Annotated in this window: 19 protein-coding genes and 1 riboswitch; of the genes, 8 read left to right on the forward strand and 11 right to left on the reverse strand. The window is 32.5% G+C overall.

The annotated features are described in order from the left end of the window. Window positions 1-93 precede the first annotated feature (93 nt). Complete coding sequence (locus ACF91D_RS05530; protein ID WP_101094171.1) at window positions 94-1,308, reverse strand: MFS transporter; 1,215 nt, start codon at window positions 1,306-1,308, stop codon at window positions 94-96. Between the two features lie 542 nt (window positions 1,309-1,850). On the opposite strand from ACF91D_RS05530, the gene ACF91D_RS05535 reads away from it, so the two are divergent. The 3 genes from ACF91D_RS05535 (at window position 1,851) to ACF91D_RS05545 (ending at window position 6,058) form a co-directional block, all read left to right on the forward strand. After that, window positions 1,851-3,065, forward strand: a complete 1,215-nt coding sequence (locus tag ACF91D_RS05535) for an MFS transporter (protein ID WP_039068193.1) — start codon at window positions 1,851-1,853, stop codon at window positions 3,063-3,065. A 495-nt stretch (window positions 3,066-3,560) separates the two neighbouring features. Continuing rightward, the gene (locus ACF91D_RS05540) at window positions 3,561-3,914 is read left to right on the forward strand and encodes a hypothetical protein (RefSeq protein ID WP_039068192.1); all 354 of its coding nucleotides are present in this window, start codon (window positions 3,561-3,563) and stop codon (window positions 3,912-3,914) included. A gap of 437 nt (window positions 3,915-4,351) precedes the next feature. After that, the gene (locus ACF91D_RS05545; protein ID WP_107548551.1) at window positions 4,352-6,058 is read left to right on the forward strand and encodes an ABC-ATPase domain-containing protein; all 1,707 of its coding nucleotides are present in this window, start codon (window positions 4,352-4,354) and stop codon (window positions 6,056-6,058) included. Window positions 6,059-6,803: 745 nt separating this feature from the next. On the opposite strand, the gene ACF91D_RS05550 is transcribed toward ACF91D_RS05545, so the two are convergent. Next, on the reverse strand, window positions 6,804-7,412 hold the full coding sequence (locus ACF91D_RS05550; protein ID WP_069793374.1) for a GNAT family N-acetyltransferase: 609 nt from the start codon (window positions 7,410-7,412) through the stop codon (window positions 6,804-6,806). 363 nt (window positions 7,413-7,775) lie between these two features. On the opposite strand from ACF91D_RS05550, the gene ACF91D_RS05555 reads away from it, so the two are divergent. Beyond that, window positions 7,776-9,038, forward strand: coding sequence for a putative glycoside hydrolase (locus tag ACF91D_RS05555; protein WP_069793375.1), 1,263 nt, complete (start codon window positions 7,776-7,778; stop codon window positions 9,036-9,038). A gap of 111 nt (window positions 9,039-9,149) precedes the next feature. On the opposite strand, the gene ACF91D_RS05560 is transcribed toward ACF91D_RS05555, so the two are convergent. Then, complete coding sequence (locus ACF91D_RS05560) at window positions 9,150-10,331, reverse strand: MFS transporter (protein ID WP_107548550.1); 1,182 nt, start codon at window positions 10,329-10,331, stop codon at window positions 9,150-9,152. A 525-nt stretch (window positions 10,332-10,856) separates the two neighbouring features. Between ACF91D_RS05560 and ACF91D_RS05565 the strand changes: the two genes are divergently transcribed. After that, on the forward strand, window positions 10,857-11,804 hold the full coding sequence (locus ACF91D_RS05565; RefSeq protein WP_327620836.1) for a glycosyltransferase family 2 protein: 948 nt from the start codon (window positions 10,857-10,859) through the stop codon (window positions 11,802-11,804). A 1-nt stretch (window position 11,805) separates the two neighbouring features. After that, window positions 11,806-13,293, forward strand: coding sequence for a DUF6056 family protein (locus ACF91D_RS05570; protein WP_327620835.1), 1,488 nt, complete (start codon window positions 11,806-11,808; stop codon window positions 13,291-13,293). A 176-nt stretch (window positions 13,294-13,469) separates the two neighbouring features. On the opposite strand, the gene ACF91D_RS05575 is transcribed toward ACF91D_RS05570, so the two are convergent. The 3 genes from ACF91D_RS05575 to ACF91D_RS05585 form a co-directional block, all read right to left on the reverse strand. Beyond that, window positions 13,470-13,643 carry a hypothetical protein gene (locus ACF91D_RS05575; protein WP_327620834.1) on the reverse strand — a complete coding sequence of 58 codons (174 nt, stop codon included), beginning with the start codon at window positions 13,641-13,643 and terminating at the stop codon, window positions 13,470-13,472. A 69-nt stretch (window positions 13,644-13,712) separates the two neighbouring features. Further along, window positions 13,713-13,823: riboswitch (SAM riboswitch) on the reverse strand. 119 nt (window positions 13,824-13,942) lie between these two features. Next, window positions 13,943-15,097: a chromate efflux transporter gene (gene chrA / locus ACF91D_RS05580; protein WP_392436631.1), complete on the reverse strand. Its 1,155-nt coding sequence runs from the start codon at window positions 15,095-15,097 to the stop codon at window positions 13,943-13,945. 18 nt (window positions 15,098-15,115) lie between these two features. After that, a complete protein-coding gene (locus ACF91D_RS05585) occupies window positions 15,116-15,418 on the reverse strand; it encodes a PadR family transcriptional regulator (RefSeq protein WP_069793380.1) in 303 nt (100 codons plus the stop codon). Between the two features lie 270 nt (window positions 15,419-15,688). Here ACF91D_RS05585 and fadH point away from each other — a divergent pair, with 270 nt between their 5' ends. Together fadH and ACF91D_RS05595 are read left to right on the forward strand one after the other, a co-directional pair. Further along, window positions 15,689-16,453 carry a 2,4-dienoyl-CoA reductase gene (gene fadH, locus ACF91D_RS05590; protein WP_327620832.1) on the forward strand — a complete coding sequence of 255 codons (765 nt, stop codon included), beginning with the start codon at window positions 15,689-15,691 and terminating at the stop codon, window positions 16,451-16,453. A gap of 329 nt (window positions 16,454-16,782) precedes the next feature. After that, window positions 16,783-17,622, forward strand: coding sequence for a YitT family protein (locus ACF91D_RS05595; protein WP_039068182.1), 840 nt, complete (start codon window positions 16,783-16,785; stop codon window positions 17,620-17,622). A 193-nt stretch (window positions 17,623-17,815) separates the two neighbouring features. Here the strand turns inward: ACF91D_RS05595 and ACF91D_RS05600 are convergent, their stop codons facing one another. From ACF91D_RS05600 to ACF91D_RS05620, 5 genes are all read right to left on the reverse strand, one after another. Next, a complete protein-coding gene (locus ACF91D_RS05600) occupies window positions 17,816-18,853 on the reverse strand; it encodes a galactitol-1-phosphate 5-dehydrogenase (protein WP_069793382.1) in 1,038 nt (345 codons plus the stop codon). Between the two features lie 36 nt (window positions 18,854-18,889). Then, on the reverse strand, window positions 18,890-19,045 hold the full coding sequence (locus ACF91D_RS05605) for a hypothetical protein (protein WP_172643878.1): 156 nt from the start codon (window positions 19,043-19,045) through the stop codon (window positions 18,890-18,892). A gap of 51 nt (window positions 19,046-19,096) precedes the next feature. Then, window positions 19,097-20,128, reverse strand: coding sequence for a zinc-binding dehydrogenase (locus ACF91D_RS05610; protein ID WP_069793383.1), 1,032 nt, complete (start codon window positions 20,126-20,128; stop codon window positions 19,097-19,099). Between the two features lie 20 nt (window positions 20,129-20,148). Then, the gene (locus tag ACF91D_RS05615; RefSeq protein WP_039068179.1) at window positions 20,149-21,408 is read right to left on the reverse strand and encodes a PTS galactitol transporter subunit IIC; all 1,260 of its coding nucleotides are present in this window, start codon (window positions 21,406-21,408) and stop codon (window positions 20,149-20,151) included. A 128-nt stretch (window positions 21,409-21,536) separates the two neighbouring features. Then, complete coding sequence (locus ACF91D_RS05620; RefSeq protein ID WP_017724017.1) at window positions 21,537-21,815, reverse strand: PTS sugar transporter subunit IIB; 279 nt, start codon at window positions 21,813-21,815, stop codon at window positions 21,537-21,539. Between the last annotated feature and the right edge of the window lie 49 nt (window positions 21,816-21,864).

The raw sequence follows: 21,864 nt of genomic DNA on the forward strand, positions 1-21,864 counted from the left end.
TGACGTATATAGATGTCTTTTTCGAACAGTGAAAAAGCTACTAAAAGCACGTAGTATAGCCTTTAGCAGCTTATTAAAAAAATAAATTTAATCTTAGCAAGTTTGCTTATATTTTTCTTTTAATAATATAGTACATATAAATCCAATGATTAATAATCCAGCAGCGAGATAAAAACCAGTTGCCATAGCACCAGTTAAATCCGTTAAATAGCCAGTCACGTATGGAGCAAGTATAGATGCCGTCATCCCTATGAAATTATAAACACTAAAAGATGTACTTAGTGCATTTTTAGGAGCGTTATCTGCAACTACAGCTATTAAGACGGGGTTTGTACTTATCTTCCCAACAATTCCATAGCCAATTAAAGCAATATATAAAATCCATAAATGATCAAACATAACGATGGAAATTGTAAATATAAATGCTAAAGGTATCATTACTAATAATACTGGACGACGACGACCTAATCGATCAGAAAGCCAACTAAAGAATAGTGAGCCAGGTATAGCAGCCCAAGGAACTAATGAGGCTATAAAGGCTACTTGGGCGCCATTGATACCACGTTCGGTTTCTAAGTAATATGGTAACCACGTAATAATCATAAAGAAACCATAAATTGAGCAGAATATAATAATGTACGCCAATATCAAATTTCGATTTTTGAATAAACTAATGAATTTAAAAGGTACTTGTTGCTCAGTATGTGTTTGGATAAACCTAGGGCGTTCTGTAATTACTTTATACATTAACAAAGCTAGCAGAAGTATAGGTATTGCCATGATGAAAAAAGGTATATGCCAATTCATACCATATTCCTGAACGGTATAACTTGAAATAAAATAACCAATTGAAGTACCAAATGCCATACCACTATTGATTAATGCACTACCGAGTGTGATATGTTTTTCAGGAATGGCTTCTGAGGATAATGCGTATTGAGGACCGTAAAACATTCCTTGTGCTAACCCAACAATAAGCCAAGATAGCATAAATAGGAAAAATGTCGGCATTATACCAGTAATAACCATAAATACCCCAAAAACTATCATACTCGGGACAAGCATTTTCTTTCGGCCAATTTTATCTCCTAATATACCTGAAGGGATTTGAGTTAAAGTATAGCCAATAAAGAATACACTCATGATAATACCGAGTTGTGCATTGTTTAAAGAGAAAGTGCTTTTAATATCACCCATAATTGGGTTCAATATAGTACGTGCAGCATAGATCACTAACCATCCTAATGTAAAGATAGTAACTAATTTAATCCAGTAATGTTTACTAAGTTGTATTGATTCTTGTTGCATATCTCATTACTCCTTCCAAATACATAAATTCACAATTATAATAGCCCGAAATTCAGTAAAATACCTTGTTAAAAATGCCAAAAATAGACAGATGTTTTGATGAAAATGCTGAGACTAAAAAAGTGTGAAAATGATGCTTAACAACTTAGATTATATAGCTTAAATGTATCGGATTTTCCAAAAATGGTGGAGTATCAGTGTTGTTGAAATTAGAATAGTTAATGTGACGATTAGTATTCTGGCAGAAGAATTAATATAGATATAAATTTTAAGTAGATATATTTATAACTATATTGTTTTATTCTTTCTATTTTTTCTTCCTAGAATAAAAAGTGCAAATATAAATTATAAAATATAGATAATGTTTGTTATAATTATAACATGATAAATAAATTTAATAATAAAAAATGTGTAATTATAGTATTTGTCCTTTGAAATAGAATAAATAAGCCATACATGAGCAATTTAAATAAGCATCAAGATCTATTGGATTACATATCGAGAAACGGACAACATCTAATTGCAATTTAGGAGGAATAAAATTGACAACATCTAACAAACTTATATTCAATCGTACATACATGCTCATGTTAGCAGCAGGTATTTTTGCCATGATTGGATTTAGTACAATTTTAACAACGATTACATGGTATGCAGTTAAAGAATTACAATCGTCCATGGCATTAGGTTACATATTAGTATCGGCTACGGTGCCTAGATTACTAATGATGACATTTAGTGGTATGGTAGCTGATAAATTTAAGAAAACAACGATTATGTATTATTCAAATATTGCAGAAGCTGCTGTTTTGGTGATCCTCTATTTTCTTATTATTAATAATCAACTTTCATTAATTCCTTTAATGATTTTAGCTGCTTTTTTCGGTATGTTAGACGCATTTTTTGGTCCTGCATGTACCTCATTGATTCCTAAAGTAGTTAAACAAGCGCAACTCCAAAGAGCTAATTCTCTTTTCCAAGGGGGTACTCAAATATCATTTATACTTGGACCAATTGTTGCAGGTATGATTATGGAAAACTTTTCAATCGCAACAAGTTTTTACGTCGCGCTAATCTTTGTATTTTTATCAGCGATATTCGTTTTCCCGTCCTTTATCAAGGAAACGGAAGTACCAGAACGTTCCAATGAAACGCCGATTAAAGATATTATTGAAGGGTTCCGTTATGTAAAATCATCCCGTTTTTTAATTACAGGAATTATTATTCTTGTTACTGCTAACTTTTTTGGTCTGGGAGCTTTAAGTGTAGGTATACCTATATTAGTAGAAGCTTCGGGAGGTACGCCTATCAATTTAACTTACTTACAATCGAGCTTAGGTGTAGGTATGCTTTCAGGAACAGTATTACTAAGTATCGTCACTTTAACTAAAGTTAGAGGGAAAATAACATTATTTACATTATTAGCTATGCTTTTAATATTCTTAGCATTTACACAAGTAACAGATTTAATTTGGCAAATAGTATTATTATTCTTAATAGGGTTTTCATATACAATTGTTTATATTCCGTTTATTACCATGGCTCAAGAATTTTCAGATGAAAAGGTGACAGGCAGAGTCATGAGTTTAATCTTCCTTGCAATGACTGGTTTCGATCCAATTTCATATGTTGTTATTTCAGGATTAAATACAATGGATATTTCAATTTTTAATGTTTTAGCAATTTCAGCCACAGCCAGTATCGTCGTATGGTTGTTTATTCTAATGAACTCTAAAGTATATAGAACAATTGATTAATAAAGATTTGATTATCATAAAATTTTATATATAAGCGAGAGCCTCTCACTAATTATAATAGTGGGAGGTTTATTTTATGTTAAAAGTATTGTTAAAACAGTTGATTGTTCGAAATAGGTTTATTGAAAATATATGAATGTGTATTTGATAAAGATGATAAAAAATTTTAATTCTTATTAGGTTTCATTTAACAATAATTAATTTATTCGTTATAATACATTTTCGCTTTATTTATGTATAAATTTATACTATATTGAGTATTGTGTGTATTTCGAGGTGTATAAATACACAATAAAATGTGACATAAAACTTCAAAACTTACTGACGAGTACTTTTAAATTTAGAGGAGGAAAAGCAATAAGAACATTGACTTCTTAATTGATGTACTGCGAAAAATTAAAACCAACGACTTAATAATAGAAAAGTAACTATGGCATATATGATTTAAATAGTGAAAATAAAGAGAATAAAGAACAACAGACAAGGAGCTTGATTATGCTTAAATCTACAATTGAAAATGTAGAAAATGAAAAATATAAATTACAACCAATGAACACACATTACTTGAAAAGAATAGAAAAAATAAATCTAGAAGAGGTTTACTTTTGTATTGAGAAAAGTGATGTTGTAACAATAGAAGCTTTAGAAACACATATACAGCAGTCCAAAAAAGCAATCGCATTGATTGGTGAAGACAATGTGAGAACGACACTTCAAGATTGTGGCAACGGTTTATATCAAGCTACAATAATTTACTTTGAAAAATCACTTGATTCGCTCATGGATGCAACGAAACATTTAACGCTTTTAGAAACACAAGAGGCGAACAAATATATACTAGTAGATTAAAATAAAAACACTTTCGCATGATTTCATTTTAAAGATGAAATAAGCGAAAGTGTTTTTATTGTGGTTGGATAGCTACTAACATATGTGATTTTATTTTTTAATTATGCAGAAAATAGCGTTGTGATATGATGAAAAGTCTTTATATATGTAAAGTAATATATGGTGATAGATTCATATAACATAAAAAATAAAAAGCCACTTTTAAGATGACTTAAAGTAATTGTTCTTCTATCGGATCGCTGTAAATTGCATCTTTTCTTTCAACAATACTTTTTAAAAACAAAATATTGTGAATAGCAGAATAGGTTTGAACGTAATTGCAAATAGTTTTAGCATAAGATTAATTTTATTGTACACATCAATTTCATTGTCTTATACTTATCTTAAAATTATTTTGGAAATAAAAAATTCGTCTAACCACTTTAGGAGGTTTTCTAGTGAAAAATGCAACGGAGTTAGCGCAAATATTGAAATCCTTAGATGGACAGAAATATGGTGCTTATAAAAGACTTAAAGGTATATATCAATTCAAACAGTTTCGACTTGCGATAGACCATACCCAAGTGGATCCATACGCGCCTCCATCTAAAATGAGGGTAGTGATGAGTAGAGACACAGCGAATATCCCTAACAACTTATTGGACACCAAAGATAAAGTTATCGCCGTAGCAGACTTTTTAACGCGAACTTTTAATGAAAGTATAAGTTCATTTAAGCGAAACAGCCAAAATGCAAAAGCTGCATCAAACATTGCTATAGATCAATGTGGCCAAGAAATTTTAGAACGCACAGCTGTAGTAATCAATGAACATAATATCGAAGTAAGACTTGAAATTAGTTTGCCAGCGGCAGGAAGAAAAATTTTAGGGAAAGCTGCGGCAAATACATTAGTAGAAATACTGCCCAACATTGTACATGAAGCGTTGCTCTATAAAAATATTGATCATGCGAAATTAGATACACAGGTTACGTTAATGCTAGATCAAGCTTTTATTCGTGAGGAACTTGAACGTCGAGGTCTTGTTGCATTTATTGCGAATGGTTCGATATTACCGCGCAAAAGTGGCGTTTCAGATAAGCATTTAGCTAATGCAGTTGCGTTTACAAGTCCTAAAAATGTGGAAGTACAAATGGCTATGCCAAGTGGAAAGACAGTCACTGGAATGGGGCTACCTAAAGGTATTACATTAATTGTTGGTGGAGGCTTTCATGGCAAATCTACTGTACTTGAAGCGCTCGAGCGTGGTATCTATAACCATATTGATGGAGATGGTAGAGAATATGTTATTACATGTCATGATGCCATGAAGATTCGAGCTGAAGATGGTCGCCATATTGAGAAGGTAAATATTAGTCCATTTATAAATAATTTACCGGGAAATAAAGATACGCATCAGTTTTCCACTGAAAATGCGAGTGGCAGTACATCTCAAGCAACGAATGTTATGGAAGCATTAGAAGCGAGGACCTCACTATTATTGATTGATGAAGATACTTCAGCTACTAACTTTATGATTAGGGATAGCCGTATGCAACGCTTAATTGCGCCCGAAAAAGAACCTATCACACCATTTGCAAGTAAAGTAAAACCGCTGTATGAAGATCATGATGTTTCTACTATTTTAATTGTAGGCGGCTCAGGTGATTATTTTGAGGTTGCTGACCAGGTATTAATGATGGATGAATATGTCTTAAAAGATGTCACTGAAAACGCTAAAGCGATTGCCCAAACAACAGATAATACAACAAAGGCTACAAATAATAGCGAATTTGGCAATCTTCCTGCTAGAGTGCCGTTAAAATCTAGTTTTAATAAAAAAGGAAAAGACAACCGTTTCAAAGTAAAAGGACGTTATTCCATTTTATATGGCAAAGAGCTTATCGATATTTCCGGTTTGGAACAGTTGGTGGATACAAGTCAAACTCAATGTTTAGCAGCAATGATTAATTATTATCAAAGTCACTTGTTAAATGAGCAAGATACGTTATCTCAAGCTGCAGATAAATTATATACAGTTATTCAAGACCAAGGTTTAGATGTAATATCGTCATTTGAAGGGCACCCGGGTAACTTAGCGCTACCAAGAAAACAAGAGTTTTGTGCAGCACTTAATCGTTACCGTGGACTAAAAGTGAAAAATTAATAATTATAAAAAGGGTTGCCATTGTTAAATATTACGATGGCAACCCTTTAAAATTATAATAACTAGAGTAATAAAACGTGCAGCACATAAAAAAATATAACTCTAACTATGTATTTTTTATTTAAATTAAAAGGCTCAAAAATTAAACGTTTGAAAATATTATAATTAAAATAAAAAAGTTATGCTATATTTAAAATGAGTTATATTGATAGTTTTTTACTTAGAGGTGATAGTATAAATGACAAATAATTTTGTGGAATTTGGAGAACCGACAGCAAATGATAACCAATTAAAAATTAAACGGCAGTTATACTTTACAGCGAATAGCAAATAAGGTTTGAAAATTTATTTGAGTCCTAGAGATGTAAAATATGAATTTTCTTATATCTCTGAAGTAATAACTTGATTTTGGAAGTTTGCAATTATGAAAATAAATATTCTTATTATTTTGTTATGCATAATTATTAACTTTTCGTATTCAACATATATTTTTAGGACAAAGAATATTAACATTATTGCCTCAATTGAAGCAGATAGAGTTCCAAAACATAAAGTTAATCGTTTAGTTAAAATTTTTGTTTGTTGCCTGACTTGTGCCACGCTTATTATTATATGCTCAATACTTGTAATTGAGCAAAATTTTATATTATCGATGTTCTTGGTTTTTCTAAGTTTTATAGTACTTAGTTTTATTTATATATATTATTTAATGATTAAAAAGTAATAATGGTTGAAAATAGGAGTATTACTTAACCATTTTACGCATTTTATAAACTTTAGCATTACTATTTCCAGATTGACCGATAATTTTAAAGCCTTGTTTAGCATATAAGTGTTGGGCAGTAATGTTTTCAACTTCAACAGTTAACGAAATTTTTGTATAACCTTTATGTAACGCAAGTTGTTCAGCGTATTCAAGTAAAGCACGTCCCACACCCATACCTCTGAATTGAGAAAGTGTTGCTAACATACTCACATGATACTCATCTGTATTGCCTTCATCTAATCTTATAAGGGAGATTATATCTTTAAATGCATGTAAGAACTGAGGGACTAACTGCAACTTTTGAATTTTTGCAATTTGCCATACAGTAGTAAATGTTTGTTGCTGAAGATCATTGTAAGGCAAGCAGGATATAGCTCCTGCCACTTGCCCATCAATCATTGCAAGCATTGTATTCTCATAACTAAAACGGTTCCCAGGTTGTTCCCATAACTGCTGCATCTTTTGAATAAGTATTTTAGTGTCTTGTGTATAAAATAAAACTTTTGCCATATCATCTATGGCTAGTAGGTGAAAATAGCCACCATCTTGTAATTGTGGATAAGCTGGTATAATTTTTGAATTGTTCATTATTTATGCTCCTTAAAAAATAATTGTAATAAACTTATACCCATCTAATTAAAAAAATTTAGTGTAATTAATTAAGTTAGTATACTAATTTAAGAAGTGATTCATGTTGAGTTGATGCGAGGTAGTCATCGGGATGCGTGAAGGCACTCTTCTATACCCTGTAAAATAGAGTAGTGTCATTCATATTAGTTGTTTTATTTATTGGCGCTTATTAAATAAAATTAAGTAAGGTATACAGTCATAAAATTTCATTAATAAATATTGTTTTTAAAAAGACGTTTACAATACAAAGTACGTTAGTTAAACTTGGAATGTAGACGAATTAAGTGGCACAATATATATTAATTAAGGAGCTTATGCTAAATGAAGGGTAAATGGATTTTATCAACAGTTTTAACTGGTGCATTGGTAATCACGGGTTGTTCCAATAACGATACGAAAAATGAAGACAACGAAGCGAATAAAGAAAATAAGAAGAGCCAATCTGCTAAAAGCAGTAATGATGTGAAATATCCGAAAGATGGAGTGAGAGGGATATATGTAAGTGCCGATGCGACCAATGGTGAAAAATTTAAAGAGCTTACAAAGTTTATTGATGAAAGTGATTTAAATGCAATGGTGATAGATGTTAAAGATGATTCGGGTAACGTTACTATAAACTTTAACACTGGTAATAAAGAAATTGATAAACATACATTAGATATCGTAGATGCGAAGCCGTTACTTAATAAAATGAAAGAAAAAGATATTTATCCTATTGCCAGAATTGTTACTTTTAAAGATAAAAATTTAGCAGAAAGTCATCCTGAGTGGTCATTTAAGCAAACAGATGGTTCAGTATGGGAAAGTGATGGTGGCGATAAATTTGTTAATCCATTTGTGAAAGATGTATGGAAATATAACATTAATGTCTCTAAGGAAGCAGCAAAAGCAGGTTTTAGAGACATTCAATATGACTATGTAAGGTTCCCAGAAGCGTTTGAAAATGTAGAAAGCAACTTGACATATGATAAAGGCGACTATAAAAATAGTGAATTAAGTGATGTTGACCAACGTGTAGATACTATTACACAATTCCTAAAAACTGCTCGTAAAGAATTAAAACCTTATGGTGCTGAGATATCAGCTGACGTATTTGGTTATGCAGCAATGGTTGAAGAAGCGCCAGGTATAGGCCAAAGTTTTCCTAAAATAGCCGAAAATACAGATGCTATTTCATCTATGATTTATCCATCACATTGGAGCTCAGGTGATTTTGGTTTAGAAGCGCCAGATAAGGAACCTTATGAAGCAGTTGATCATTATTTAGATAAAGAAACGTCTGTTTTAAATAAATTAGGTGATAAAAAACCGAAGTCTCGCCCGTGGTTACAAGACTTTACAGCACGATATTTAGGTGAAGGTAAATATATAGAATATGACAGTAAAGCTGTTGAAGCACAAATACAAGCGCTTAAAGATCATGGAATTAAAGAGTACCTATTGTGGAATGCGGCCAATGATTATACTCAAGGTGTAGATTATACTCCTGAAGCAAATAAAGAAAAACTAGAACAGAATAAAGAAGAGTTAAAGAAAGAGGACAAGGACGAAGAAAGCAATAAAGACAATAAAAATGAAAAGTAATTTAGCCAGATAAAAATCTAGCTAGAACAATCATCTCACATTAAATTAAATACACATTAATAAAAAAGGCGCAGCACGTTCAAATTGATTTCAACGTGTTGCGTCTTTATTTTATATATTTAATTTTTTGTTTTGAATTAAGAAGAAGTACAGTATTCCAGTAATTATTATGATTATACCCATGATAGCATACATATTTCCATAGCCAGTTAAAGGCGTTACATAACCTAATAAGTATGGAGAGAGGCCTAAACCAGCATCAAAAAAGATGAAATAGGTTGACGTCGCAATACTTATACGAGAAATTGGTGCAGATTTAACTGCTAGAACTTGTGTTGCAGATTGTAAGTTACCGAAACCTAATCCCATAATGGCGCTAATTAATAGTAATATAATTCCGCTTGTAACTTGACTTAACATAAACATACTAATCGCGTAGAAAATGATTGCTGGATATACAACGATGTGGTTTCCTCTATTATCCATGAGTTTACCGGCAGCTGGGCGTGTTAGTAAAACAACAATGGCATAAACAACAAAGAATAAACTTGCTATACTTGTTAAATTTAATTGACTCGCATATAAATTCAGGTAAGTTAATACCCCAGAATATGCAAAACTTAATAATAAAATGATTAAACCAACAGGTATGACTCTTGGCTCAATGATATTTTTAAGAAACGATGTACCTTTTTCTAAATTAACGGAAGCCGTTTTGAATTCAGAACTTTTTGGTGCTTTAATAAAAATGCTCATGATTAAAGCGATACACATTATGATAAAACAAAAGCTGAATAGTATGGAAAATGAAATATAATGAATCATTAATATACCAAGAAAAGGGCCGAATGCAGTTGCTAAAGTCGTACTCATACTATAGTAGCTAATACCTTCAGATTTTCGAGATTCTGGGATGATTTGTGTAGCAATTGAGCTAATGATTGTTAATGCCATTCCATGAGGAATTCCATGTAGTAAACGTATTAAAATCAGGAATTGAACGTTGGTATTAATAAAATAAATACTGATGATAGCTAAGCAGATTATGATGGTGATTAGTAACAAGCGCTTAAGCCCGAACCTATTAATAAAATATCCAGCAAACAGCCGACCAATAACACCACCGATAATAAATATACCGCTGACGAGTCCTGATTGACTTATCGAAGATTGATAATGATTAATTGCAAAAGTTGCAATGGTAACCATAAGTAAGTAAAAGACTAAAGTTAGTAGAAAGTTAATCAACGATACACTGATAAATTGTTTAGTCCAAAGTTTATTGGTTTGCATAATGAATGCCTCGTTTCTATAAGTTTAAATTTAAAATTTATCAAAATTAACACAAAAAAGACACTTTGGTAACCAAAGTGTCTTTATATAATATATTGTTAAAATATACCAATCCAAGCAGGCATTGATAAAGATTTCAATAATAAAAATTGGTCACTGTCTTTGTATATATTGAATTAAAAAATGATAGACTACTCCCGAAACCACAGGTTTTTCATGTCTTAAATAATTTTTTAATCTAATAGGTTTTAAATATACAGTTACCATTGTTAAGTTGTCCTTTTAATAAAAATTTAATAACTAAATGATACATTCCCAAAACTCAAATAACAATACAATATATGATCAATTTAGAGAACTATTACATAAATCTAACTTCCCCCCGTTTGAATATTATTTTTCGAAGCGTCAAAAATTAAATGCAATATAATGTAAATAAAACTACATTACTGTATAAACGTATTGTATAATATAAAATAAGTTAATTTTAATATAAGTAAATATAAATGAGGAGCACGTTATTTTATGATTAGAATTTTAGTTCCGTGTTTTAATGAAGCAAGCGTTATTGAAAAAACATACGCTGAATTAACAGAAATTATGCAACAAGACAGTCGCAACAATAATTATAAATATGAATTGCTTTTTGTAGACGATGGGAGCAAAGATAACACTTTATCTATTATTCGACAATTGGCACAACAAGATTATGCAGTAAAATACATATCATTTTCAAGAAACTTCGGTAAAGAGTCTGCAATGTATGCTGGATTGAAGGCCAGTGTAGAAGCTGAAGCTTTAATTATTTTAGATGGCGATTTACAACATCCACCAACACTAATTCCACAAATGATTAAGTACTTTAGAGAAGGTGAAGATCAAATTGTGGCCAAAAGAGATAGAGCAGGTGAAAATTTAATTCGTAAACGCGTGTCACAATTATATTATACAATCATCAATAAAATGGTTGATGTTACATTAGAAGATGGTGTTGGTGATTTTAGATTATTAAGTCAGCGGGCAGTTAAAGAAATTGTGAATATGGGAGAGTATAATAGGTTTTCTAAAGGCTTATTTGCGTGGATTGGTTTTGAACCGAAAATCATTGAATACCAAAATGTAAATCGCGTAGATGGAGAGTCTAAATGGTCATTTAGCTCATTATTAAATTATGGTATAGATGGTTTGATTTCATTTAATAATAAGCCATTGCGTGCCATTATTTATTTAGGTCTTTTTATTTGTGGGATGAGTTTTCTCTATATTTTATTTAACTTTATTTACACGATAAATTATGGTGTTTCTACACCAGGATATTTTACAACAATTTTCTCTGTATTATTTTTAGGCGGGGTACAGTTAACTTCACTAGGAGTGATTGGAGAGTATATCGGAAGAATTTATTATGAAGTGAAACAACGACCACTCTATATTGTTCGTCAAACAAATTTGAATGAACAAGAGGTGGAATAATATGAAACCGATTAAGGTAAAAAAATCGTATCTTACAGTAACAGTTCTATTTATATTTTATATTTTTATGGCAATATTTACGCCATTAACACATGACGATTGGGATTGGTATAGTCATTATGGGATTCAAATGCTTCAAGAACACTTTGCAAATTTGAACGGGCGTTATTTAGGTAACATGTTAGAAATTATTGCTGTTCGGTTTGATTGGTTTAGATGGCTGACTTATGCCATTTTTAGCGCTTCGATTATATGGATAATTGGACGTTTTGTGAATGATAACAAGCGTGTTTATTATTATTTGTATGCATTTATCCTAATGGTTACGATACCAAGTGAAATATATAAACAAACTTATGGTTGGTTCGCCGGATTTTATAATTATGTTCCTGCAACTTTTTGTGTGCTGTTTATTATATGGTATATCTCAACAATTTTATTTAAGCAGAAAAGTTTAGATCCTGTAACTAATATTTTGTTTTATTGTGTCTGTTTTGTTGGACAATTTTTTATGGAAAATACAACATTATTCAATACGATGATTTTATTTTTAGCAATCATATTAAACGTATTACTTTATAGAAAGTTGAACCCTAAATTCCTAATAGGTTTGGCAATTTCATCACTAGGGATAATTTTGATGTTTATAAATCCTAATTACCGCAAAATATTTTTTGAGGGCAGTGATTATCAAAAAGTATCTAGTGACACCGGCATCGTTGATAAAGTGACAAACACAGTAACAACCGTACTGCCAGATTGGGTGGTTTTTAACCAAATAATGATAATCTTAATGATTATTGGTGTTGTTATTACGCTATTATTCAGAAGTGGTACGTTATTTACACGCTCTAAATTATTGCAAGTATTTGTTATAACTGGATTATTATTTTTGCCAATATACTACTTCTTTATTTATGAACAATTTGAGTTACAAAATTTTCATATACTTGTTATTGCTAATATAGTTAATACATTAGTTTGTATATGGTTTTTATGTGCGTTAATTTTAGCAATTCATATAGTGATTGAGCTGAAGGAAATAAAATATACATTATATTTATTACTGGCAGCTATTTTGTTAGTATGTGCGCCATTAATTATTGTATCTCCTTTAGGGCCAAGAAATTTTTATACAGCTTCTACATTGTATGTCATTATCTTATTGCTACTATTTTCACAACTAAATATTACTAATCAACTTTGGAAACAAATTGCGGTTGTGTTAGCAGTTGGTTGCGGAACCTTATATCTAGGAACGTTTTTCTATATTTATCAAAAAAATGAAACGCGTATTATACAGTTAAAAGAAGAGATAAAAGCGCACCCTAAAAACGAAGTTTATACGATGGAAAAATTACCTTTCGAACATTATTTGCATCATGCTACGCCTACAAGTGCAAGATACCAAGCATTATTTAACCAATATGAAGGTATACCAAAAGACACCAAAATAAAATATGTGCCTTTTGGTGGTAAACATAAATAGGATACTTAAGCGGAAAAGATATAAATACCAATCATAAATACAAAAAGGGAGTGGGTAGAAATCATATGTTATTGAAATGATTTCGTCATGCCACTCCCTTTTGTATTTCTATAACTTTTTAGTTATCAAAATATAAGTCAGACGAGAAATTTAGCTCGAGACAAAATAGTCATATTTTATAATTCTTTTTCCAATATAATTGCTTTATAGTCACGAATATCTATACGGCCCAAAATTTCACGCTTTAACTTTTTGATATGTTCTAGTTTAGCTACGTTACTCATCATGTTATTAGGTACATGATTTTCCCAACGTTCAAGTTCTATGAATAATTCGTGCAATGATTTCATAAAATTACCACCTTTTATTTTTTTACAAATAAAATAGCCCTTCTTAGATAAGAAGAGCTTCCGCACATCTTCTCATCTGTCAGTTCGTAAATTAAAAACTGTTGGATTTAGCACATCGCTCGTTTGAGCTGTTGCTGGAGTTTCATAGGGCCAAGTCCCTCCACTCACTCTTAATAAGAGAACTATTCTATTTTAAAACATTGTAACGAATGTTCACTCAATTAGCAAATAAATATATCGTAGAAAAAATTTTTATGACGGTATATTTATTTTAAATAGTCAAAGAACACACTTTTTAATTAATAAAAGATTAAGCCGATCAATAAACCTAAAATTACAATTAACCAAGATGGTGCTTTGCAATATGCCAATAATCCAAACAATGTAGCAGCAAATGCAAAGTCCATATTTGATTTTATTGAGGATGTGAATATTGGATCATAAAAAGCTGCAATTAAAATACCTACTACGCCAGCACTGACCGCTTTTAACATTGATTTTGCATAGCGGTTTGATTGTACGTGTTCCCAAAAAGGTAAAACGCCAACTAATAATAAAAAGGCAGGTAAGAAAATAGCTATTGTTGCAACTATTCCCCCTAAAACACCAGACATAACAGTTCCAATATATGCAGCAAAAGTAAATAACGGTCCTGGAACTGCTTGTGTTAATGCGTAACCTGATAAAAAGTCATTAGCACTAATCATATCAGTTGCTACAAATGATTGTTCTAACAAAGGTAAGACAACATGTCCGCCACCGAATACAAGTGCGCCAGAACGATAAAAGTTATCAATCATGTTAATCCATGAATTGTTAGTGACAAAATTCAATATAGGTAAGATTACTAAAAGACTAAAAAATAGTATAAGAGAGATGGCACCTACTATTCTTGGAATATTAAATATTTTTATCGATACTTTATCTTCATCGGTTTGTTTGAAAAGCGCTAATCCAACTATAGCCACTGCAATCAACGCACCTAATTGCGATAGTGGATGAATAACTGTTATAGCTACTACTAATGTGAACAACGCTAAAATTTTTGTTTTTAAATCGGGTAATAATTTTTGTCCCATGCCAATAATTGCATTTAGTACAATTGCAACGGCTACTAATTTTAGGCCGTGCGTCCAACCTAAATCATTGCTGTAAGCTAAGAGAAAAGTTGCGCAAAGCATTAGTACAATCACTGAGGGAAGTGTAAATCCAATAAATGAAATTATACCGCCGACCAAACCTACTTTAGTTATACCAATACCGAATCCAACTTGGCTGCTAGCAGGTCCGGGTAAAAATTGGCATAATGCTACTAAATTGGTGTATTGTTGTTCTGTAAGCCATTGCCTTCGTTTTACGTATTCATCATAGAAGTAACCAAGGTGTGCTGTTGGACCACCAAATGAAGTGCAGCCTAACCTTAGAGCTACGAGAAATACTTCAAGATATTTCATAACAAATCCCCTCCTAGATTAAATTTCTCCGACGATTTCTTTTAATTTCTGATGACTTTTTTCTAACATTTGCTTACCAAATGGAGTGATTTTATAGTTTTTACGTTGCTTACCGGCAACAACAGTTTTTTCACTAACAAGTAATGACTCATCTTCCATTCGGTGTAAGAGAGGATATAGTGTTCCAGCACTTATTGTATAACCATGTGTTATTAACTCTTCCATCATCCAGCTACCATAAATAGGATGTTCATTAGCATGATGCAAAATATGGATATAAATGAAACCAAGAAACATACGTCTTTCTAATTTAGAGTCGATATCAACCAGCCCCTTTAATAATTAATAACATAATCCGATATCGGTTTTCGATATCAAGGACAATATAGCATGTATCACGATGCTTTTGGCTAAATTTACATAAATTTTAAAAACTTATAATAATTATCAATTTATATATTTTTATAAGTGAAATTAACAACAATTAAGATGATTTACTAATGATAGATAAGTAAGGTACAATTATGTGTAAACGCTTACTTTAGAAATTTGACGTGTTGGTTTAAATCAGTTTTTAAAAGGAGAATGCACATGAAAGACAAAGTGATAATTGTGACAGGCGGTAGCATTGGGATGGGAAAAGCAATGGCGACAAGATTTGCGGATGAAGGGGCAAATGTAGTCATTACTGGTCGTTCTTTAGAGCGGTTGGAAGCGGCCAAAGCTGAAATGGAAAAGTTTGAAGGACAAGTGTTATGTATAGATATGGATGTGAGAGACCCTGAAAGGGTTCAATACACAGTAGATAAAACAATAGCAACATTTGGAAAAATCGATGGTTTGGTGAATAATGCGGCAGGTAATTTTCTATGTCCGGCAGAAGATTTATCACTCAATGGTTGGAATTCTGTTATAGATATTGTCCTTAATGGGACTTGGTACTGTACACAAGCTGTAGGTAAAGAATGGATAAAAAATGGCCAACAAGGGCGCATTATCAATATGGTGGCGACCTATGCATGGAGAGCTGGCGTTGGAGTAGTGCACTCAGCAAGTGCTAAAGCTGGTGTATTATCCATGACTAGAACGCTCGCAGTAGAGTGGGGAAGTAAATATGGCATTACAGTCAATGCAATTGCGCCAGGTCCGATTGATAATACAGGTGGATCAGGAAAACTAAGTTTATCAGAAGAAGCTAAGCAACAAACGCTTGATAGTGTTCCGTTAGGTAGAATGGGACAACCAGAAGAAATAGCAGGTTTGGCTAAGTTCCTATTATCAGAGGAAGCCAGCTATATAAATGGTGCCTGTATGGCTATGGATGGCGGCCAATGGCTGAATCAAAACCCATTTTAATTAAGGTATGACAAGAATAACTAATTAATATATACCATAAAACTAATTGTGAATATCGTTCTTACAGTATTTTAGTTAGCACATAGAACTAAAATATAAATTAGTTAACCGATACAATTTTAATTTAACCTCATTCAATTGAAATTACTGACCTTTTCTACTATGATATAGACTTGTGTTAAAAATTAATATAGAGCTTTAATTTACGAAACTTTTTGGTTCAATAACTAGAAAGTTTCTTTTTATATCGTCTAATTTTTTTAGAAAAAATGTAATACTGATAGATGTATGTGTGTTTTTAAATAATTGAGAAAAGAGGTGTTTAAGGGATGTGGTATAAAATCCATTTTAAAAATATATGTTTTTGTATTTTAGGTACGTTTCTTATTAGTATAGGTATCAATGCGTTTGTCATTGCTTCTAATTTAGGGGAAGGGGGGACAGTTGGTATTTCATTAAACTTAAAATATACATTAGGTTTATCGCCGGCACTTACTTCCTTGATTATAAATATGATATTGATTGCGATAGGTTGGAAATATTTAAGTAAAACTACTGCTATTTATACTTTAATCACTGTTATTTCGAGTTCAGCATTTTTAGGATTGACTGAATCATTTAATATGAATCTGGAATCTGATTTTATCAATACTGTATTTTCTGGTGTGTTAATTGGGATTGGAAGCGGACTAGTGATTTCCGCACGAAGTACATTAGGTGGTACTTCTGTCATCGCTAAAATTATTAACAAATATAGCGAGATAAAGACATCACAGGCATTGTTTATTTTAGATTCAATCATTGTATTATCTTTCTTAATTGTACTTCCGGTCCAAAACGTATTGTATACGATTGTAATGCTTTTTATTGTTGAAAAGAGTATGACATTTATTATAGAAGGGTTTAATCCGAAAAAAGCGATTACGATTATCTCAGATTATAATAAAGATATCAGTTTAGATATTAATAATGAAACAGGTAGAGGGTCCACACTATTAAATGGTGTGGGCGGCTATGAACGTAAAGAAACGAACGTACTTTACGTTGTCGTACCGCAAAACCAATTAGCTAGAATTAAAAAAATTGTTAACGCACATGATGAAAATGCATTTCTAGTTATCCATGATGTGCGCGACGTCTTAGGTAATGGATTTATGAAACTACAATAAATTTGGCATTGTAAAGCGTAAATCAACTTTTTATAAAACGATTGCGTTGTTTCAACTAGTTATTTATTGCTTATATGGTTCATATTTAGAAGACCCGTGGCTTATGTCGAAGCCTCGGGTCTTTTAAAGTTAAAAACAGCTGTAAATAAATCTATTGGTATAGATCTCATTACAGCTAAAGTTAATGTATTAATTATGGATGGAAAATCACCTTGTTAAAATGTTTCTTGTTATTTACTATTGCATCAAATATTGCAGGGCCTTGCGCCAAATCTAGATAATCTGAAATCATAGCATGTACTTTGATTTTCCCAGTAGACATATAATGTAGTGATGCATGCCATTCTTCGCCTGGAAATGGCGCAGATAAGCCATTCCAAGAACCAATCACATTGAGCTCATTACGTAATATTTTTTCAAAGTGTTCACGGTTTATTTCAATATCTGAATAAGGTATACCAAGTAGTAAGACTTCCCCGCCTTTAGATGGTAATGTTAAGACTTGTCCTATAGTAAATGGTGAGCCAGCTGATTCCACGGCTACATCTATGTTATAAGGGAGTGTTTTAATAACGTCATTTAAATTTTCCTCTTTAGAGTTAATTATATAATCAACACCAAGTGTTTTAGCAATTTCTAGTTTGTTGGGGTCTATATCTATAGCAATAGTCTTAGCAGCACCAAATATTTTAGCCCATTGTAATGCCAGTAATCCAATACTTCCGCAACCGATGACAGCCACAGTCGCACCGGGCTTCATAGTTGTTCTATAAAACCCATGTGCTACCACTGCAGACGGTTCAACCATAGCGGCCGTATCAAAATCTACATTATTAGGTAACTTTAAGACGTTATGAGCTGGGAGTTTAACGTATTCTGCAAAACATCCGGGTTCATAAGAACCTATGACATATAAATTTTCACATCTAGAATACGCACCTTTTTCACATTGTTCACACTTGTGGCATACAATCGCAGGGCATCCTGTCACGGCATCACCAATAGATAAATGTTTTACATCATTCCCTACACTATGAACAGTACCTGAGAACTCATGGCCAAATGGTGTACCTGCTCGGTAAGGTCCTAATTTTTTATAACGCGAATTGTCGGAACCGCAAATGCCCGTTGCTACTACTTTGATAATAACATCATTGCTGTTGTCAATTTCAGGTGGTGTTGTTTCTTCATATCTTAAATCTTCAATGCCATATAAGTTTAAAGCTTTCAAATGTTGTCACCTCTTAACTTGTAAATATGAAATGAATTAACCTTGCTCAGAAGTTGTTTTTCTCTTTTTAAAAAATTTAACGACAAAGTAACTGAGAATGACGATGGTATTCGCGTATAGTAAGTTGTTCATATATAAATCTGTAATATTTCTCAAGGGTCCAAGCATGAAATCCAACATTAGTTCTACCATATTTTTACGCTCCTTTTATCGTTTGTATATTAACGATGACTATTTTGAGAATTATTCGATAGGGCGAAGTAATACTTTGATACCTTCACCACTCTTTATATGGTCGTATCCTTCTGTCCATTGTGTAATATCAAGTTCGTTTGTAATAAGAGATTCTGCGTCGACTTCTCCACAGCTTAGTAGTTGTAAAGAAGGCTCCCAATCTGCTGGTTTTTGGCTTCTAGTACCTACAACACGTAATTCTTTTTGAACTATTTGCTCTAAATTGAATGGGATTTCGCTATCTTTAAAGATACCAACTTGAACATATTGTCCTTTTTTACGTAAAATATCTAATCCTTGTTTGGCGGCAGGTATTGCGCCAGAACATTCTAATACGACATTTGCACCATAACCATTAGTGACTTTATTTACATATGATTTCAAATCAGTATTTTGAATATTAACTACATGGTCTAAGTTAAGCTCATTTGCTTTATTTAATCTTGCTTGATCATTATTCAATCCAGTGATTATAACTTTAGCGCCTTTACTTTTAACAACTTGAGCGACTAACAATCCAATAGGACCAGGGCCAATAACAACGACAACATCTTCAGGTTGGATGTCAATTTTAGAGACGGCATGGTGCGCGCAGGCTAAAGGTTCAGTCATCGCAGCAGCTTTGTAAGAAACATTGTCGGGTATGTGATGGACGCTAGTTGCTGGAGTAATTAAGTATTGCGTGAAACCACCATTTTGTTGAGTACCCAAGCCTTTACGATGATTACATAAGTTATAATCACCGTTTTGGCAATAGTCACATTCCCCACAAATGTAATATGTTGTTTCTGAAGTAACACGGTCTCCGATTTTAAAATTTGTAGTATTTGTACCGACTTCTACAACTTCTCCTGAGAATTCGTGGCCTAGTATAACAGGAAAATTCACTTTATAATGTCCTTCGTATGTGTGAATATCTGTACCACAAATACCTGCATAATGGACTTTTATTTTTATTTCATCTTCATTCGGGGAAGGCGTTTCTGTATCTAATAATTCTAGGTTTCCAAAACCTTCTTTAGTTTTAACGAGTGCTTTCATGTTTAGTCAGCTCCTATAAGTTAATTAAATAAGCCAAAGAATTTGAATATAATATAGTTTAAGATGTTACCGCCTTGGTCTATACTTGAAATTTGTGATGAACCGGATGGCATTTTCACATTTGTACCTTCTGCCATACTTGTGAATATCGGTGCGACATCAGTTGCGATATATAAGGAAACTGCAATCATGATTGTGCCAACAATAACTGAGTGTATAATGTTTCCTCGAGCAGCACCTACAATAAAAGCGACAACAAACGGAATGGTTGCTAAGTCACCAAAAGGTAGCACTTGGTTACCAGGCAAAATAACAGCTAACAATACGGTGATAGGTACTAGAATTAAAGCGGTTGCGATAACTGCTGGATGGCCTAATGCAACAGCTGCATCTAAGCCAATGTAGATTTCGCGATCACCAAAACGTTTGTTTAGCCATGTACGTGCGGATTCTGAAACAGGCATTAAACCTTCCATCAAAATCTTAACCATGCGAGGCATCAGCACCATAACTGCAGCCATTGACATACCAAGATTTATCACGTCGCCAGCGTTGTAGCCTGCTAATAAGCCAATTGCTAAACCTAGTACTAAACCAACGAATATAGATTCACCAAATGCACCGAATCTTTTTTGAATCGTTTCAGGATCTGCATTTAAGTTTTTAATTACAGGTACTTTTTGCAATCCTTTTACTAAGAAAATACCTGGAGCATATGAAATGGTACTACCTGTTGCAATAGACACGCCAGGTAAGTCATAAAACTTACTCATCATTGGCGCAGTCCAATCAGCCACTTTTAGACAAACAATTTGGAATACTGCAGCGGCTATTAAAGATTGCCAAATACTGCCAGATATTGCATAAACCATGGCACCCATAAAGGTATAGTGCCAGAAATTCCAGATATCTACGTTCATAGTACGTGTTGTTTTTGTTAATAACATTGCGATGTTAACGACAATGCCTAAAGGAATAATAAATGCAGCAATTGTAGAGGCCCATGCAATAGAAGACGTTGCTGGCCAACCTACATCAATGACATTTAAACTAACCCCTAAGTTTTTAACCATGGCTTGAGCAGCAGGGCCAAGGTTGTTAACTAGTAAGTCAATAACTAAGAAAATCCCAACAAATGCAACACCAATTGTCAGGCCTGACCTGAATGCTGCGCCCACTTTTTGCCTAAAGAACAATCCTAATAGGAATATAACGATAGGAAGTATAACTGTTGCCCCTAAATCTAAAAAAGCTTGAATAAAATCTACAAATCCACTCATCCCTTACACCATCCTCTTTATATAAAGTACTATTGGTATAAATTAAGATGTCACTTTGTTATAACTATAAAAAAATTGTTACGGTATTTATCCCAACAGTTCGTATGATTATTTTAATAAATGGTTCATTAGCTTTGTAATGCATCTAAAATTTCTTTTTTAGTGTCTTCAACCCCAATACCAGTTAAAAAGTTACGTGCATTAATAACAGGAAAATCGTATTCTTTTTGCGTCATAGCAGTTGTAACTAATAAGTCTGCTGTATCAACATACGAACCTACCTCAGAAATCTTTATTTGTTTTAAATCTACTTTGATGTTGTGTTCTTTCGCCATTTCTTCAATTGCACTGTTCACTACCGTTGATGTTGCAATACCTGCACCACATGCTACTAATACTTGTTTCATAATAAATTCCTCCTAATTTTTGATCTTAACTTTTTAAATATATCCTTAA

It is taken from the genome of Staphylococcus sp. 231237_7MaSpsaltlick, from assembly GCF_043107035.1.

Bases quoted from the DNA above. Each gene is read 5' to 3' on its own strand.
- ACF91D_RS05530 (WP_101094171.1), bottom strand. From the start codon at position 1,308: ATGCAACAAGAATCAATACAACTTAGTAAACATTACTGGATTAAATTA.
- ACF91D_RS05540 (WP_039068192.1), top strand. From the start codon at position 3,561: ATGCTTAAATCTACAATTGAAAATGTAGAAAATGAAAAATATAAATTA.
- ACF91D_RS05550 (WP_069793374.1), bottom strand. From the start codon at position 7,412: ATGAACAATTCAAAAATTATACCAGCTTATCCACAATTACAAGATGGT.
- ACF91D_RS05555 (WP_069793375.1), top strand. From the start codon at position 7,776: ATGAAGGGTAAATGGATTTTATCAACAGTTTTAACTGGTGCATTGGTA.
- ACF91D_RS05560 (WP_107548550.1), bottom strand. From the start codon at position 10,331: ATGCAAACCAATAAACTTTGGACTAAACAATTTATCAGTGTATCGTTG.
- ACF91D_RS05565 (WP_327620836.1), top strand. From the start codon at position 10,857: ATGATTAGAATTTTAGTTCCGTGTTTTAATGAAGCAAGCGTTATTGAA.
- ACF91D_RS05570 (WP_327620835.1), top strand. From the start codon at position 11,806: ATGAAACCGATTAAGGTAAAAAAATCGTATCTTACAGTAACAGTTCTA.
- ACF91D_RS05575 (WP_327620834.1), bottom strand. From the start codon at position 13,643: ATGAAATCATTGCACGAATTATTCATAGAACTTGAACGTTGGGAAAAT.
- chrA (WP_392436631.1), bottom strand. From the start codon at position 15,097: ATGAAATATCTTGAAGTATTTCTCGTAGCTCTAAGGTTAGGCTGCACT.
- fadH (WP_327620832.1), top strand. From the start codon at position 15,689: ATGAAAGACAAAGTGATAATTGTGACAGGCGGTAGCATTGGGATGGGA.
- ACF91D_RS05595 (WP_039068182.1), top strand. From the start codon at position 16,783: ATGTGGTATAAAATCCATTTTAAAAATATATGTTTTTGTATTTTAGGT.
- ACF91D_RS05605 (WP_172643878.1), bottom strand. From the start codon at position 19,045: ATGGTAGAACTAATGTTGGATTTCATGCTTGGACCCTTGAGAAATATT.
- ACF91D_RS05610 (WP_069793383.1), bottom strand. From the start codon at position 20,128: ATGAAAGCACTCGTTAAAACTAAAGAAGGTTTTGGAAACCTAGAATTA.
- ACF91D_RS05615 (WP_039068179.1), bottom strand. From the start codon at position 21,408: ATGAGTGGATTTGTAGATTTTATTCAAGCTTTTTTAGATTTAGGGGCA.
- ACF91D_RS05620 (WP_017724017.1), bottom strand. From the start codon at position 21,815: ATGAAACAAGTATTAGTAGCATGTGGTGCAGGTATTGCAACATCAACG.